Below are 14,091 nucleotides of genomic sequence, written 5' to 3'. Positions count from 1 at the left end.
GCCCCTAGCCGTCCGCCGGGCCGGCGCCGGACGCATCCGTCTCGCCCTCGCCGTCGTCGGGCGCCGGCGTCTCGGGCACCTCCGGTGCTTCGGGGATTACCTCTTCGCCCAGCGCGATGATGAATTGCTGCACCCGGTTGCGCTGCTCCTCGGACGCACCGGGGGCGTCGAGCACGGCCCGCAGATCATCGATCGCTGCCTCGGTCTCACCGGTTTCGATGCGCACCATCGCGCGCTGCTCGAGGCCGATGGCCCGGAAGGGCGAGCCCGCCAGTGTCAGCGTCTCGAGTGCAGCCAGCCGTTCCGAGGCCGGCAGCGCATCGCCCATGATCATGACCCGCTGAAGGCGGGCGAGATTGCGGTAGAGATCGGAGGTTTCCGGGTCGGCGGCGATGCCTGCGAGCGTGGCACCAGCAGTTTCGAGATCGCCCGCTTCCGCAAGACTGCTCGCTCGCGCGAAGCGTGCAACCACCGCGGCACCGGAAGCGCCCTCGGAAATCGGTGCCAACGCTTCGGCACGGGCCGCCGGATCGGTCTCGGCCAGCGCCGCGCGGATCTCGTCGCCGCTGGCGCGGGCGGCCTGCTCGCTCTGGTGCTTGCGCCATTCCATCGTCGCGGTGCCACCGACAATCAGCAGGATCACCAGGCCGAGGAGCCAGCCCCAGCGGCGCAGAAACGCATAGAGCTTGTCGCGGCGAACTTCTTCGCTCACCTCCGAAATAAAGGAATCGCTCTCGCTCAAACCGGACCTCCACAACGTCAGGGGGGCGGTATACCGGCCCGCCAGCAGCCTGCCAAGCCCGATTGAGCCAAGCGCCGCCTGCGAGCCGGGCCCGGAGTTACCAGCGCAGGAATCGCCGGCCGAGGAGATACCCGAGGAATGCAATGCCAAGGATGCCCGCGCCGTACCAGGTGCCGTAGAAAAGCGGATTGTCGTCAGTGCAGAAGAAGGCATAGGCCGTCGCGGCCGCACCCGCGCTCATCAACCCGGCCACCGCCCCGCAAAGGCCCGGATGGATCGGCGCGGACTGGCGCAACACAAGCAGCGAACCGGCCAGGATCGGCAGCGACATAAGCGGAATGACCGTAAGGCAGACAGCTAGGCTCTTGCCGCGGAAGGCCATGGGCCAGACCGAGGCCGGCAGGACGACGAGCTGCACGACCATCGCCACGAGAACCGAGACCGCCCCCGCCATCAGAAGCAGCGGCCAGCGCCCCGTTCCCGAGCCGGGACAGCCCAGCCGCATGACAAGCCCGAGCCCGCCTACCGCCAGCAGCGCCGGGAAGACCTGCTTGATGAGCACGTTCGCATGGCCCAAGGCCACCACAAGGTCGGGCCGTACGCCCGCAATCACCAGATAGGCGCCGCCGAATACCAAGGTCGTCGCCAACAGGATCCAGGGCAGAACGGCCTCCACCCTCGATCTTGGCATGACATCGGCAGAAAGTGTGTCGATCAGCGTTTCCGTCTTCATTCGATCATGCTTTCCCGCAGTTTCGCGAGCCGCTTGAGCCCGCGATGAAGCGCTACGCGCACCGCCGTCTCGGACATGTCGTGTTCCGCAGCAACATCGGCAATGCTTGCGCCTTCAAGACCAATGGCCCGGACGATCCGCGACGAACGCACATCGAGCTTCGAGATCACACGCTCGACGTCTCCGCGCTGGGTCGGATCTTCTCCGGGCTCGGCCGGAATGACTTCTGCGAACTCGTCGATGGGCACGTGTACCCGCCGACCCCGCGCGCGGAAGGCATCGATCACCTTGTAGCGCACGATGGCATAGAGCCAGGGGCGCACAGGCATGTCCTCCCGCCACGTATGGCGCTTCTGATGTATCGCGAGCAGGGTTTCCTGCACGATGTCCTCGCAGATATCCATTCCAAGACCCGAACTTCGTGACCTGGCGACGCCCCGCACAAGCGGCGTGATCGACTTGAGGAAGGAGGCATAGGCCCGCCGGTCCCCCCGATTTGCCGCCCTCAGCAGATCTTCGAGCTGTGGTGCGTTCGCCGGGTCCATTCACTCATCCTTCGTCGGGTCTGGAGGATTTGTTACATCGTATGCGCCTCGGCGCGGTTGCGGGAAGCTAGCCCGAAAGCAATTCAGTTTGAAAGACAATCCGAGATCACACTTGAGTTGCGCTGTGCCGTTTCAGCCGAGATTGCCGCGACAGAAGTGCGAATTCGGTTAACGCCCTGCAGGCGGCTGGAATACAGGAATCGCGGGCCATTTGGCCTTGCCCCACGCCCTGTTTTCATTGGGAGCGCTGACAAAAATGCCCCTAAGTGCGGGCTCCCAAGCCCCTGCCCCGCGCAGTTGCGCAAGGCCGGAAGCCCTGCCTCGGCATCGTTCCCGAACGCGACAGGATGACGATGCGTTTCACAGTCAGTTTACGGAAAGTGAGGACTGCGAAAGGATTTCGGTGCATCCTGCGAAGAGGAAGGAGACGCCCCTGCATGGCGCTGGGGCAGTGCGGGGCAGGATCATGAGTGAATACGGCGAGACCTTGATGGACAGGGCGGGACGCTACCTCGCCACGCGGCTGGACCGGCCCCGCCCCGGGTTCCGCCCCTATACCCACGCCAACATCGCCGCATTGCGCCGGGTTCTGCAGCCGGGCGACGTCTTGCTCGTGGAAGGTCACGCGCGCATTTCCACTGCCATCAAGTATCTCACCCAATCGACGTGGTCGCACTCGGCGCTTTACGTCGGGAATGCACTCGGTCGGGTGTCCGCCTCGGGCGAACCGCTGAGCCTCGTGGAGGTCAACGTCGGCGAAGGCTGCGTGGCGGCCCCGCTCTCGAAATACGAGCACTACAATACGCGCATCTGCCGCGCCGCGAGCCTGTCGGACCAGGATCGGGCGACGATCGTGCACTTCATGATATCGAGCATCGGCCTGCGCTACGATACGAAGAACATCCTGGACCTCATGCGCTTCTTCCTCCCAACACCACCGGTCCCGGTACGCTGGCGCAGGCGCATGCTTTCCTTCGGGTCCGGCGACCCCACGCGCGCGATCTGCTCCTCGCTGATCGCCGAGGCGTTCCAGAAGGTGCACTACCCGATCCTGCCGAAGATCACCAAGGACTTCCGAGCCGACAAGCTCGCCCGCCGGCAGCGCAGGGAGATCCTCCACATTCGGCACCACTCGCTTTTCGCGCCACGCGACTTCGACCTCTCACCCTATTTCGAGATCGTGAAGCCGACGCTCGCGGACGGATTCGATCACCGCACCCTCACCTGGCACGAACCAACCGAAGTGCTCATTCCGCCACCCCCGGAAGAACTGACCGAAACCGGCGCAGCCTGACCGGGAGGGGCGGTTTCAGTCGAGCCCAAGTTCGCGCTCGAGAACTCGCAGGAAGATCCTCGCACCGACGGCTATAAGGTCGTCGGGAAAGTCGAAGGCCGGATCGTGCAGCGGCGGCTGTTCGATTCCCGATCCGAGGAAGAACATCGCGGACGGCGCAAGGGCACCGAACAGCCCGAAATCCTCCGATGGCCGCCAGGGCTGCCCCTCGGGCCCATGAGGCACCCCGAGATCGTCGAAGGCCGCCCGCAGGCGCACAACCGCCTCCGGGTCGTTGCGGCAGGATTGAAACACCTCGTGATAGCTGATCGTGCAGCCAAGTCCCCCGGCCTCGGCCTCGAGACGGGCCAGCGTCTCGGCGCGGGAGACGAGCCTCGCCATGGTCTCGTCGCTGAGCGTGCGGAGCGTTGCCCAAATTTCGCCTTCGCCAGGTGAAACACCGAAGGCCTGGGCACCCATCGCCACGCGTGCGATCGTCACCAGCGCAAAGTCCGGATCCGGGAACCGGGCCTCGGAACCCAGCGCGGGCAGTGCTTCCATCAGCCGGGCAAGCGCGGCGCGAGGGGAGATGCCTGTCTCCGGGCTCGAGGCATGGGCGGCACGACCCTGAAATGCGACCCGCATTCCCCCCGATGCACAGGCGAACTGCCCCTCGGCAAGCGACACATGCCCGAATGATAGGCCCGGAAGATTGTGAAGCGCAAAGATCCAGTCGGGCGCGAGCGCCGGCACCCGCGGATCGGCCAGCATCGCCCGTGCCCCCTCCCCATTCTCCTCGGCAGGCTGAAACAGCAGAATGGCTCGCCCGGACTGCGGGCGGTTCCGCCCAAGCATCATCGCGACCGCATGAAGAATCGCCATATGCCCGTCATGCCCACAAAGATGGGCGCGCCCCGGCACTTCGGAGCAATGGGCAACCCCGGTTTCTTCCCGGATCGGCAGCGCATCGAGTTCGGCCCGCAGCATCACCGCCGGTCCCGGCTTTGGCCCATCGAAGATCGCGACCACACCGTGCCCACCGACGCCGGTCAGAACCTCGCTCGCCCCGGCCGATCGCATTGCCTCTGCAATCGTCGCAGCGGTGCGCAGTTCCTTCTCCGAAAGCTCCGGAGCGCGATGCAGGGCACGGCGCAACTGCACGGACCGCTCGAGGTCATGCTCCTGTGGTGCAATCGTCTCGCGTATCATGGGCCTTCCTCTGTTTCTCGTCCCGGCACCTGCCAGCTTTGCGCGCTACCTGCCCCGAGGTTCAAGACCGTTTGCACCCGCGAAGAGCCGTGCTAGGAAGGCTTGCGCAGTTGAGGATCTCGGGCTGGAGGTCGCCGGACATGAATACGGCAATGGTGGGGCTGACCCGCGCACTTGTCTATGCCGCGGAGGCGCACGCGAACCAGCGCCGCAAGGGTGCCGCCCAAGAACCCTACATCAACCACCTTCTCGAAGTGCTTGAACTTGTTGCCCGGACAACCGGCGGGGAAGACGAGGAACTGCTCATCGCCGCCTTGCTGCACGATGTCGTCGAGGACACGCCGATCACCGCCGAACAGCTTGCAGCGGAATTCGGCGACCGGGTTGCGCGTATCGTCACCGAAAACTCTGATGACATGTCGCTGCCCAAGGATGAACGCCGGCGCCGGCGCATCGCGGCAATGCCGCACAAATCTCTGGATGCACGCATCGTGAAGACGGCGGACGTGATCTCGAACCTGCGCGCCATCGCGGTCTCTCCGCCTGCGGGCTGGGGAACCGACCGCAAGCTCGGTTATCTCGACGGATGTCGCCACCTGATCGACGCGGGCCGAGGTGCCAACGCCGCGCTCGAAGCGATCTTTGACCAGACAGCCGCCGAAGCGGAATGCACGATCCGCGCCGACGGCGCTCTTGAACCAGGAAGGCACGCCGTAGCGCCACGCAATCTCGACGGGGTCATCGGCCAGCCGGTCCATCTCATCTACCTGCCCAATACGTCGGGCCGCGAGATCACCGACGCCGATATCGACCATCTCTGCAACACCATCGCGCGCAGCTTTCCCTCCGCCACGATCCAGACCGCGGACGCGATCTTCGACGGGATGCGGCGGCCGATCCTGCTCGCCCGCATCCGAACCGACAGCACCGACGGCGTGGTTGCACTGGCCCAGCGGCTCTGCATCGAATTCGACCAGCGCTTTATGGGGCTGGAGGTCGGCGGGCGCTTCATCCGCATCTATGCCGACGACACCGCCTGATGTGCGGCCTCGGTACGCGGCTGTATTGCTCCGGCGCTGCAGGAGCAGGGCGTCTAGCGAGCGAAAACCGGGGCCTCGCTCCCGCCCGCTCCGGCCAGATCGGCAATCTCCATGATGAGCTTCCGGCGCACCGCGCGCGAGAAGGAGACATCGCTGTCCGCCGTGACCACGAAGGACCCCGGCCCGCCGATCACCTTGTCCGTGAACTCCTGTTCGAGATCGCCCGGCCGCGGCCGCCCGTTGCAACTCCGGCATTCCACCGCCAGCCCGTTGATCACCACATCGGCCCCGAGCACGATGTCGCGTGCCTCGGCGATGGAGGGGCCGGACGAATTCCACAGACTGTCCGCCGAGAGATCGATCACTCTGCGAAAGGCGTCGAACTCGTTTCCGTCGATCAACGCGAGCCCCGCCAGAAGAGCCGCGCCAATGGCGTTCGAACCCACCGTCCGCCGCGGTGCCGCGAGGATTGCCTCGCCGAACGCGACCGCGTCCTCGGCGGTCTCGATCACCGTCCAGGGCACAACCACATCCTGGCTCCGATGGCTCGCCCACTCCATGAAAATCACGGCGATCCGTCCGTGGCGCCCGCCATTGGCGATAGCCCAGAGCACCTCCTCATGGCGCAACGCCTCGGCATAACCGGCCCTCTGAAGCCGGATCTCGCCCGTGTCGATCGAACCGGACGCATCCGCCAGCAAAACCAGCTCCAGATCGACGGAAGCCTGATCTTCCTGTGCCCGGGCCAGTTCAGCCACCGCCGAGACAGCCATAGCGAACACGGCGAGGAAAACGGTCACAAGTTTGCGCATCTAATCCTCTCGTCTGTCCCGCGGCATGGCCGGCAAAATTCCGGCACGGCAAAGCCTGCGGGCCGGGTCCCGCCTTCGTCAAGTCACGAGCATTTGAGAGTTCACGGCAAGTGGCGTCTACTGCCATCCCTTCGGGCTTCAGAAAAACCACATAACCTGACACCTGAACGAGCCGATTTCACGCATTCCCCGCAACGACTGGACTTCGCGCGCGTCCCGCAGCGACTGGATTTCGCGCCCGTCCCGCAACGACTGGACTTCGCGCGCGTCCCGCGCGACAGTGCCGCCATAGCTCCATTACCCGGACATTCCCTTTGACCTTTCGCAACATTCACTTCGTCGCCAGCACCGGAGCGCTCGCGCGAGAGGCACTTGCGCGGCTTTCCGAACGCTATGGCCAATCCGCCATCGATGACGCCGAAGTCATCGTCGCACTCGGTGGCGACGGCCTCATGCTGTCGGCGCTTCAGAACACCATGGACCGGAAGCTGCCGATCTACGGCATGAACCGCGGCACGGTCGGCTTTCTGATGAACAACTACTCCGAGGAGGATCTCTTCGGCAGGCTGAACTCGGCCGAAGCCGCCATGATCCACCCGCTTCGGATGCGCGCCTGCCGCGAGGACGGCAGCAAGGTCGAAGCGCTGGCGATCAACGAGGTTTCAATCATTCGCGCGGGCCCCCAGGCGGCCAAGCTCCGCATCCTGATCGACGGACGCGAACGCATGTCCGAGCTCGTCTGCGACGGCGCGCTCGTCTCGACGCCGGCCGGCTCGACCGCCTACAACTATTCCGCCCACGGGCCGATCCTGCCGATTAAGGCCGAAGTGATGGCTCTGACCCCCATGGCGGCCTTCCGCCCACGGCGCTGGCGCGGCGCGATCCTGCCCCATGAGGCGCATGTGACCTTCGAGATCCTCGAGGTGGAGAAGCGCCCTGTCTCGGCCTCGGCCGATGCGTTCGAGGTCCGCAACTGCACACGGATCGACGTGGAAAGCGCCCTTGATGTGGAACACTGCATCCTCTTCGATCACGGACACGGTCTCGAAGAGCGCCTGATCCGGGAGCAGTTCGTCTGACCCCGCCGCGGGCCGCACAACTCATGGGCTGAATCGCGACGCGCGGCAGCCCGAACTGGGTTTCGCGCTTGCCAGCCATGCTCCGCTGCGGCATGGCTCCGAACAGAAAATCCGGCGCTGGCCAGGGAATGGGCCAATGGCGTCTGGCATGCCAGCAAGGGAACGTTCGCATGGATTCACGACGCAGACAGGCCGTGTTCTGGGCGGTGGCGCTTGCGCTCTTCATCGGAGCGCTCTGGCTCCTCGGTGACACGCTTCTCCCCTTCGTGCTAGGCGCCGCGATCGCCTATTTCCTTGATCCGGTGGCCGACCGGCTCGAGCGGATCGGCATGAGCCGGGTTCTCGCAACCGCCATCATCAGTGCGGGCGTGATCCTCTGCTTCGTGCTGACGATCCTTCTCATCGTCCCCGCTCTCGTCGAACAGATCCGCCAGGCCATCACTGCCTTCCCGGGGCTGCTCAGCCGGTTGCAATCCTGGATCACCACGATCTTCCCACGCTTCAGCGGCGAGGATCAGCTCCTGCGCCGCGCGCTCGCCAGCGTCGAAGGCAGCCTCGCGGATGTGGGCCCGAACATCGCCAATTCCGTCCTCTCCTCCTCGCTTGCGGTGATGGATTTCGTGGTGCTGATGGTGGTGGCCCCGGTGGTCGCCTTCTACCTTCTGCTCGACTGGGACCGGATGATCGCAAAGGCAGATTCCTGGCTGCCCCGGCACCATGCCGCGACGATCCGCAAGATCTTCAGCGACATCGACAAGGTGCTTGCCGGTTTTGTTCGCGGCCAGTTCAGTGTCTGCGTGATCCTCGGCACCTTCTATGCCATCGGCCTCTCGCTCATCGGGCTGCCTTTCGGCTTCCTCGTGGGCATGGTCGCAGGCTTTCTCTCCTTCATCCCCTACGTCGGCTCGATGACCGGTGGCGTACTCTCCATCGGCATTGCTCTGGTGACCTTCTGGGGCGATCCGATCTGGATCATCGCCACGGCCGCGATCTTCGGCTTCGGCCAGTTTGTCGAAGGCAATATCCTCTCCCCCAAACTGGTGGGCAAATCAGTGGGTCTGCATCCGGTAATCCTGATCTTGGCCCTCGCGGTCTTCGGCAAGCTTTTCGGCTTCGCGGGAATGCTCATCGCCGTACCGACCGCGGCTTCCCTGGGGGTCGTCGGGCGCTTCCTGATCGACCGCTACCTCGAAAGCCCGCTCTACAGTGGCGTACGCGCCGAACATGCGCACACAACCGAATTGATACTGCCGCCAAACGAACGGATCGAACGGACGGGCGAAGAGCCGCCCGGCGCTCCGTGATGTCTCCGCGGCCCCGCCAACTCGTGCTCGACCTGCCCGCGCGTCCCGCGCTCGGGCGGGAGGCGTTCTATATCACGCCGTCGAACGCGCTTGCGCTCGCCCAGATCGACGCCTGGCCAGATTGGCCGGAAGGCAGGATGGCGGTCACCGGCCCGACAGGATCGGGCAAGACGCACCTCACCCACGTCTGGGCGGCCCGGGCCCGCGCCCGGATTCTGCAGGCCCGCGATCTTGCGCGCACCGATCCGCTCGACATTCCCGCGGATGCCGCCCTCGCCGTGGAGGATGCAGACACATTGCCCCGCGCACGCGATGGCCGAGGCGCGGAGGAGGTCCTCTTCCACCTCTGCAACCGGCTGCGTACCGGCGGTGGCACGCTGCTCGTTACCGGGCGCAATGCGCCGGCCCGCTGGGGCTTGCGGCTTCCCGATCTCGCAAGCCGGCTCGGCGTTGCAGGTGTTGCGCGGCTGGAGCCGCCAGATGACGAACTGCTCTCCGCCGTGCTGCTCAAGCTCTTTGCCGACCGGCAGGTCGAGGTCAGCCCCGATCTCGTCGACTACCTCTTGCCGCGAATGGAGCGCTCGTTCTCCGGCGCAAAGGCACTTGTAGGCGAACTCGACCGCGCAGCCCTCTCGCGCAAGCGTCAGATCACCCCCCGCCTCGCCGCGGAAGTGCTCAAACGTCAGGACGGCAGTTCCGGGAATGCCCCGGGCACCGCGCATTAATCCATCGGTCAACGGCTACAATTCCAGATAGCCGCCTGGCTATGCATCTAGGTCCACGAAACCTTCCCAGCGGGCAGCAAGGACAATCTGCGCGCCTCCTCGCCCATGATGCCCGCCCGGCCCTTTCCGAATGGAACATGGCCCGGGCCCCGGCATTGGTCGGAACAAGGAGGGCCATGCCATCACCCATTTCTGGACACTTTCCGCGGCAGGTTTCGCCGCCACCGCCATCAGCTTCGGACCGGCCCGCATGGGGTTCGGGCTTTTCGCATCCGAGTTCCGCTCGGAATTCTCCATGTCGACATCGGCCATCGGTGTCGTGTCTAGCCTTGGGTTTCTCGGGTTCTTCATCGGCCTGCTGATCGCTCCGCCACTGCTGGCGCGCAAGGGGCCGGAAGCGCCGGTTCTCTGCGGTCTTCTTGCCGCGACACTCGGCATGGCCATCGTCGCATCGGCGCCGAACCTCCCCGTTCTGGCGGCGGGCGTGTTTCTGGCGGCCTCGAGCGCCGGCTTTGCATGGACACCGTTCAACAGTGCGGCCCACCGCACACTGACGGACAGGGATCGCCCCGCTGCCCTTTCCGCCATCAGCACCGGCACGGGGATCGGCATTGCAGGGGCTGGCCTTGCCGCCCTCGCTGTGGTGTTCACCGGGTTTTCCTGGCGCGCTGGCTGGGCGCTCTTTGCCGGCGCGAGCGCTCTCGCGTTCCTGGGCAACCGTGCAGCAATGCACCGTGTCGGCAGTCCCCCGGCGGGCAGGACCGGACGGGAATGGAAAGCCCTGCTCCAACGTGACACCCTGCCGCTTTATGCCATCGGCGTCTGCTATGGCGTGACATCAGCGGTCTACATCTCTTTCGCGGCCGATCACATGACAGAAGCCGGTGGAGTTCCGGGACTTCCCCAAACCGCGACCCCGGCTCTCATATTCATCTGCTACGGCCTGATCGGCCTGGTCGGCGCCTTCAGCGGCCAGGCCCGTGCGGTTTTGGGTCTGCCGATGCTGCTGCGCCTTCTCCTGCTCGCAGGCGCCATATCGATCGCTCCGGTGGCACTCGCACCAAGCAGCTGGTCGGGCCTGATCGCCTCGGCCGGGCTCCAAGGTGTGCATGTCATGATGACGAGCGCCGTGCTCGCCTTCTGGTCGGACCGGCTGTTCCCCGCCCTTCCCTCGCTCGGCTTCACCGCCGCGCTGCTGGCCGTGGCCGTGGGCAGCGTCGTGGGTCCCGCTCTGGCCGGTCTGGTCGCAGACAGCCTCGGTTCGCAGGCCATGCTGCTCGGCACCGCCATTCTGCCCGCAGCTACCGCAGCCGCCCTTCGTGACCGGCATGCGACCGACCGCCCGGTTTCAGGTCCAGCGTCGGATCACGCCTGAGCGCAAGCGGAGCCTCGGCACGCCCCAAAAGCATGGTGCGCAAACCGAACTTCCATGAAAACGAAGAAGGGCCGGCCCAAAGGCCAGCCCCCTCGAATTCCGCTGTCGAACCTTGAAGTCCGATGCGCCTCCGGCTCAGGCCAGGGCCGACTTCGCCTGTGCAACAATCGCACCGAATGCTTCCGGCTCGCGCACGGCCAGATCGGCGAGAACCTTACGGTCGACCTCGATGCCGGCCTTCGAAAGACCGTTGATGAAGGTCGAGTAGGTCAGCGCGCTGTCATGCTCGCGCACGGCGGCGTTGATGCGCTGGATCCAGAGTGCGCGGAAGTTCCGCTTGCGAACCTTGCGGTCGCGCGTCGCATACTGGAGCGCCTTGTCGACCGCCTGCTTGGCGGTACGGAAATTGGTGGAGCGGGCGCCATAGTAGCCGGATGCCTGCTTGACGACCTTGCGGTGACGGGCGTGAGTCTTCACGCCTCCCTTTACACGTGCCATTTTTCAAAGACCTCCGGTTCAGCGGGCGTAGGGCATGTAGGACTTCACGATCTTCGCATCCGGCTCGGACAGCGTGCTGGTGCCGCGTGCCTGACGGATGAACTTGTTCGACCGCTTGATCATGCCGTGACGCTTGCCGGCCTGTGCTGCGAGCACCTTGCCGCCACCGGTCACCTTGAAGCGCTTCTTCGCGCTCGACTTCGTCTTCATCTTGGGCATTTCCATCTCCTCTTTGGGATTGGTCGTTGGACGCAAACTCGGCAGCCCATATCAGCCGGAGCATCCGCGAAGCTGGCCCTATAACGGGGCCGCGCGGGCTTTGCAAGCCCCGGAAAAAGACGCACCCGAAAGCGCGCCTTCCGCCCTTCCGCTTCGGGAAGGTCAGGTCGCATTCTTCCACTGGAGCGCATCAAGCTCAGCGAAGAATTGCACCTCGTCCATGCCTTCCGCAAGCGCACTGCGCATCATCTCGGCCTGGGTCTTCGGCGCGAGCCCACCCACGGGCGGGTTCCGGTCGAGATTGGTCGGGAAGGGATAGCCCTCCGCCGAAGCCGCGATGACATTCTCGACGTTCACGAGATCTCCGGCATCGCGCAGCGCCGGATAGAGCGCACGCACCATCCGGTCGCGATCCACCGTCTCCATTGCCCGCCCGAAGGCCGAAGAGACCTGCAGCAGGGTTGCCAGCCTGAACCTGTCTTCTGTCACGTTCGCACCGGCCCCGTGCATGACCGCCGGGTTGAAGAAGACGGCATCGCCCTTCTCGAGCGGTAGCTGCACGTGATGCTCCGCAAAATACTCCTGATACTCGGGCCGGGTGAACGCGAGATAGCCCTCGAAGAAGAGCTGTGAGAATGGCAGGAACAGCGTCGGTCCCGTTTCGAGCGGCATGTCGCAATGCGCAATGGCGCCCTGAAGCGTGAGCGCCGGCGAAACGCTATGGATATGCGCAGGATACTGCGCCATGCGCTCGGCCGCCATGAAACCCAGATGGTAGTCGCGATGGGCCTGCTGCGCCGCACCGCCCGGATTGACCCGGTTGACCTGCGCCGTCATCTGATAGGCGGGCCCAAGCCAGGCTTCTGCCGCCAGCGCCACGCCCGAAGCGCTGTAGTAGGCCGCGAAATTGGCCGGATCGGCGAGACAATGCTTTTCCAGCGAGTTCCATATCCGGTCATTCGCGCCGGGCTTGGCGAAATGGTCGCCTCCGCCAACCGCGGCCTGCTTCTCCAGCGTGATGATCTCCTCGAAAACCGCACTTGCCCGGTCGATGATCCCGTGATCGGTCAGCGCCTGCCGGATCACGATGATCCCGGCCCCATTGCCCAGCACGTTGCACCATTCCTCCATAAGCGCTCGGCGTCGTGCCGGGTCCGCCGCCGCCCGCTCGGCCATGGCACCGTCGTAGATCGGCACGTTGCACAGGATCTCGGCGGCCTGCGGCACATCGGCAGGATCCTTCGTCTGGCTCACCTGTGCACGGAAACTCTCGAAATCACCGCTGTCCGCATCGATCCAGACCGGCGCGACACGTTTGGCTGCAGCGTTCTGCATGTTCATTTTGGGTCTCCTCCCTGTGTTCTGACAGGAAATCTGACCGAAGCCGAGCGCTCGCGATAGTTGCCTTTCACCTCAAAATCACCTCAGGATTAGCCATGTCGCGAAAATTCACCATCAAGGAAATCGCCCTTCAGGCGGGCCTGAGCTCGGCAACGGTGGATCGCGCGCTTCATGGCCGGGAGAATGTCCGACAGCTCACCCGGGACCGGGTCGCTGCCGCCCTGGCCGAGCTTGAGGCGCAATACGCCGCCAGCACGCTCGGCGGCACCCGGCTCACCATCGACATCTTCGCTCAGGCGCCCTCGCGCTTCACCTTTGCCATCCGTGCAGCCTTCGAGGCCGAGCTGCCGCTCATGCGTCCCGCCGCCTTTCGCGCCCGCTTCCACATGGCCGAGATAATGGAGGAACGCGAGATGGTTGCCCGGCTGCGCGCCATCGCCCGGCGCGGCAGCGACGGCATCCTGCTCAAGGCCCCCGCCACCCCGGCCATCGAGGACTGCCTTGTCGAGCTTGCCTCGCGCAGGATCCCGGTTGTCACCTACGTGACAGATGTCGCGGCTCCCCTTCGCCTTGCCTATGTCGGCATGGAGAATCGGCGCGCGGGTGCCACGGCCGCCTACCTGACCCACCGCATGTGTGCCGGGCGCGCACCCCGCATTCTCATCACGCTTTCAAGCCACATGTTCCTGGGCGAGGACCAGCGGCGGCAGGGCTTCATCGAATATCTCACCCGCCACGCGCCGCATCTGTCGACCACCACCATCTCCGAGGGCTTCGGTGTCAATCGCACCACCGGCGCACTCACCCTGAAGGCGCTCGACACCCACCGCGACATCGCCTGCGTCTACTCGAGCGGCGGCGGAAATGCCGCCATCCTCGATGCTTTCGCCAAGGCAGGCCGCCGGATTGACGTCTTCGCCGCCCATGATCTCGACCGCACCAACCGCGATCTCCTGCGCAAGGGCGCCCTCAGCTTCGTCATCCACCACGATTTCCGGCAGGATGCCCGCCGCGCGGCGCTCCATTTCGCCAAGCACTACCGTCTTGTGCCTGGCGATGTCGAAATCGGCACGACCGAGATCGGCATCGCCTGCCCTGTAGATATCACCTAGCCATCTTGTCCTACATTCACCGGCGCCATTTCGCGAATGCACCATCGGCGTGATTGCGCGCCGCTCCGCCCCATGTCTAAGAAG

General features: G+C 65.0%; 15 protein-coding genes. 7 read left to right on the top strand and 8 right to left on the bottom strand.

Annotation, left to right across the window (positions count from 1 at the left end; translation table 11 throughout):
* Window positions 1-4: 4 nt before the first annotated feature.
* The 3 genes from ACP15W_RS07160 to ACP15W_RS07150 all read right to left on the bottom strand — a co-directional run bounded on the left by ACP15W_RS07160 (window position 5) and on the right by ACP15W_RS07150 (window position 2,020).
* Window positions 5-742, bottom strand: coding sequence for a tetratricopeptide repeat protein (locus tag ACP15W_RS07160; RefSeq protein ID WP_424932166.1), 738 nt, complete (start codon window positions 740-742; stop codon window positions 5-7).
* Window positions 743-839: 97 nt separating this feature from the next.
* Window positions 840-1,475 carry an NrsF family protein gene (locus ACP15W_RS07155; protein ID WP_424932165.1) on the bottom strand — a complete coding sequence of 212 codons (636 nt, stop codon included), beginning with the start codon at window positions 1,473-1,475 and terminating at the stop codon, window positions 840-842.
* Window positions 1,472-2,020 carry a sigma-70 family RNA polymerase sigma factor gene (locus tag ACP15W_RS07150; protein WP_424932164.1) on the bottom strand — a complete coding sequence of 183 codons (549 nt, stop codon included), beginning with the start codon at window positions 2,018-2,020 and terminating at the stop codon, window positions 1,472-1,474. Before ACP15W_RS07150 ends, ACP15W_RS07155 begins: the two co-directional genes overlap by 4 nt.
* Window positions 2,021-2,486: 466 nt before the next feature.
* Here ACP15W_RS07150 and ACP15W_RS07145 point away from each other — a divergent pair, with 466 nt between their 5' ends.
* The gene (locus tag ACP15W_RS07145) at window positions 2,487-3,314 is read left to right on the top strand and encodes a lipo-like protein (protein WP_424932163.1); all 828 of its coding nucleotides are present in this window, start codon (window positions 2,487-2,489) and stop codon (window positions 3,312-3,314) included.
* Window positions 3,315-3,329: 15 nt separating this feature from the next.
* On the opposite strand, the gene ACP15W_RS07140 is transcribed toward ACP15W_RS07145, so the two are convergent.
* On the bottom strand, window positions 3,330-4,502 hold the full coding sequence (locus ACP15W_RS07140) for an amidohydrolase (protein WP_424932162.1): 1,173 nt from the start codon (window positions 4,500-4,502) through the stop codon (window positions 3,330-3,332).
* Between the two features lie 140 nt (window positions 4,503-4,642).
* Here ACP15W_RS07140 and ACP15W_RS07135 point away from each other — a divergent pair, with 140 nt between their 5' ends.
* Entirely contained in the window at window positions 4,643-5,542 is a 900-nt protein-coding gene (locus ACP15W_RS07135; RefSeq protein WP_424932161.1) for an HD domain-containing protein, read from the top strand.
* Window positions 5,543-5,595: 53 nt separating this feature from the next.
* Here the strand turns inward: ACP15W_RS07135 and ACP15W_RS07130 are convergent, their stop codons facing one another.
* Window positions 5,596-6,354 (bottom strand): DUF1194 domain-containing protein, encoded by a 759-nt coding sequence (locus ACP15W_RS07130; RefSeq protein WP_424932160.1) that lies wholly within the window; start codon window positions 6,352-6,354, stop codon window positions 5,596-5,598.
* Between the two features lie 314 nt (window positions 6,355-6,668).
* Here ACP15W_RS07130 and ACP15W_RS07125 point away from each other — a divergent pair, with 314 nt between their 5' ends.
* The 4 genes from ACP15W_RS07125 to ACP15W_RS07110 all read left to right on the top strand — a co-directional run bounded on the left by ACP15W_RS07125 (window position 6,669) and on the right by ACP15W_RS07110 (window position 10,837).
* Complete coding sequence (locus tag ACP15W_RS07125) at window positions 6,669-7,433, top strand: NAD kinase (protein ID WP_424932159.1); 765 nt, start codon at window positions 6,669-6,671, stop codon at window positions 7,431-7,433.
* 170 nt (window positions 7,434-7,603) lie between these two features.
* Complete coding sequence (locus ACP15W_RS07120) at window positions 7,604-8,737, top strand: AI-2E family transporter (protein WP_424932158.1); 1,134 nt, start codon at window positions 7,604-7,606, stop codon at window positions 8,735-8,737.
* The gene (locus tag ACP15W_RS07115; RefSeq protein ID WP_424932157.1) at window positions 8,737-9,462 is read left to right on the top strand and encodes a chromosomal replication initiator DnaA; all 726 of its coding nucleotides are present in this window, start codon (window positions 8,737-8,739) and stop codon (window positions 9,460-9,462) included. Before ACP15W_RS07120 ends, ACP15W_RS07115 begins: the two co-directional genes overlap by 1 nt.
* Window positions 9,463-9,592: 130 nt before the next feature.
* On the top strand, window positions 9,593-10,837 hold the full coding sequence (locus ACP15W_RS07110) for an MFS transporter (RefSeq protein ID WP_424932156.1): 1,245 nt from the start codon (window positions 9,593-9,595) through the stop codon (window positions 10,835-10,837).
* A 135-nt stretch (window positions 10,838-10,972) separates the two neighbouring features.
* On the opposite strand, the gene rplT is transcribed toward ACP15W_RS07110, so the two are convergent.
* The 3 genes from rplT to ACP15W_RS07095 form a co-directional block, all read right to left on the bottom strand.
* Entirely contained in the window at window positions 10,973-11,335 is a 363-nt protein-coding gene (gene rplT, locus ACP15W_RS07105) for a 50S ribosomal protein L20 (RefSeq protein ID WP_424932155.1), read from the bottom strand.
* 18 nt (window positions 11,336-11,353) lie between these two features.
* A complete protein-coding gene (gene rpmI / locus ACP15W_RS07100) occupies window positions 11,354-11,554 on the bottom strand; it encodes a 50S ribosomal protein L35 (RefSeq protein WP_424932154.1) in 201 nt (66 codons plus the stop codon).
* A gap of 162 nt (window positions 11,555-11,716) precedes the next feature.
* Entirely contained in the window at window positions 11,717-12,895 is a 1,179-nt protein-coding gene (locus ACP15W_RS07095) for a phytanoyl-CoA dioxygenase family protein (RefSeq protein ID WP_424932153.1), read from the bottom strand.
* Window positions 12,896-12,990: 95 nt separating this feature from the next.
* Between ACP15W_RS07095 and ACP15W_RS07090 the strand changes: the two genes are divergently transcribed.
* A complete protein-coding gene (locus tag ACP15W_RS07090) occupies window positions 12,991-14,007 on the top strand; it encodes a LacI family DNA-binding transcriptional regulator (RefSeq protein WP_424932152.1) in 1,017 nt (338 codons plus the stop codon).
* Window positions 14,008-14,091: the final 84 nt, after the last annotated feature.

The organism is Amaricoccus macauensis, from assembly GCF_049800915.1.
GTDB classification, from domain to species: domain Bacteria; phylum Pseudomonadota; class Alphaproteobacteria; order Rhodobacterales; family Rhodobacteraceae; genus Amaricoccus; species Amaricoccus macauensis_A.
The sequence above is the reverse complement of the archived record's forward strand: the minus strand, read 5'-3'. Positions and strand labels throughout refer to the sequence as shown.

Excerpts from the sequence above, each read along its gene's own strand:
- ACP15W_RS07150 (WP_424932164.1), bottom strand. The coding sequence starts at position 2,020 with ATGGACCCGGCGAACGCACCACAGCTCGAAGATCTGCTGAGGGCGGCA.
- ACP15W_RS07120 (WP_424932158.1), top strand. The coding sequence starts at position 7,604 with ATGGATTCACGACGCAGACAGGCCGTGTTCTGGGCGGTGGCGCTTGCG.
- ACP15W_RS07110 (WP_424932156.1), top strand. The coding sequence starts at position 9,593 with ATGGAACATGGCCCGGGCCCCGGCATTGGTCGGAACAAGGAGGGCCAT.
- ACP15W_RS07135 (WP_424932161.1), top strand. The coding sequence starts at position 4,643 with ATGAATACGGCAATGGTGGGGCTGACCCGCGCACTTGTCTATGCCGCG.
- ACP15W_RS07090 (WP_424932152.1), top strand. The coding sequence starts at position 12,991 with ATGTCGCGAAAATTCACCATCAAGGAAATCGCCCTTCAGGCGGGCCTG.
- ACP15W_RS07130 (WP_424932160.1), bottom strand. The coding sequence starts at position 6,354 with ATGCGCAAACTTGTGACCGTTTTCCTCGCCGTGTTCGCTATGGCTGTC.
- ACP15W_RS07140 (WP_424932162.1), bottom strand. The coding sequence starts at position 4,502 with ATGATACGCGAGACGATTGCACCACAGGAGCATGACCTCGAGCGGTCC.
- ACP15W_RS07095 (WP_424932153.1), bottom strand. The coding sequence starts at position 12,895 with ATGAACATGCAGAACGCTGCAGCCAAACGTGTCGCGCCGGTCTGGATC.
- rpmI (WP_424932154.1), bottom strand. The coding sequence starts at position 11,554 with ATGCCCAAGATGAAGACGAAGTCGAGCGCGAAGAAGCGCTTCAAGGTG.
- rplT (WP_424932155.1), bottom strand. The coding sequence starts at position 11,335 with ATGGCACGTGTAAAGGGAGGCGTGAAGACTCACGCCCGTCACCGCAAG.
- ACP15W_RS07155 (WP_424932165.1), bottom strand. The coding sequence starts at position 1,475 with ATGAAGACGGAAACGCTGATCGACACACTTTCTGCCGATGTCATGCCA.
- ACP15W_RS07145 (WP_424932163.1), top strand. The coding sequence starts at position 2,487 with ATGAGTGAATACGGCGAGACCTTGATGGACAGGGCGGGACGCTACCTC.
- ACP15W_RS07115 (WP_424932157.1), top strand. The coding sequence starts at position 8,737 with ATGTCTCCGCGGCCCCGCCAACTCGTGCTCGACCTGCCCGCGCGTCCC.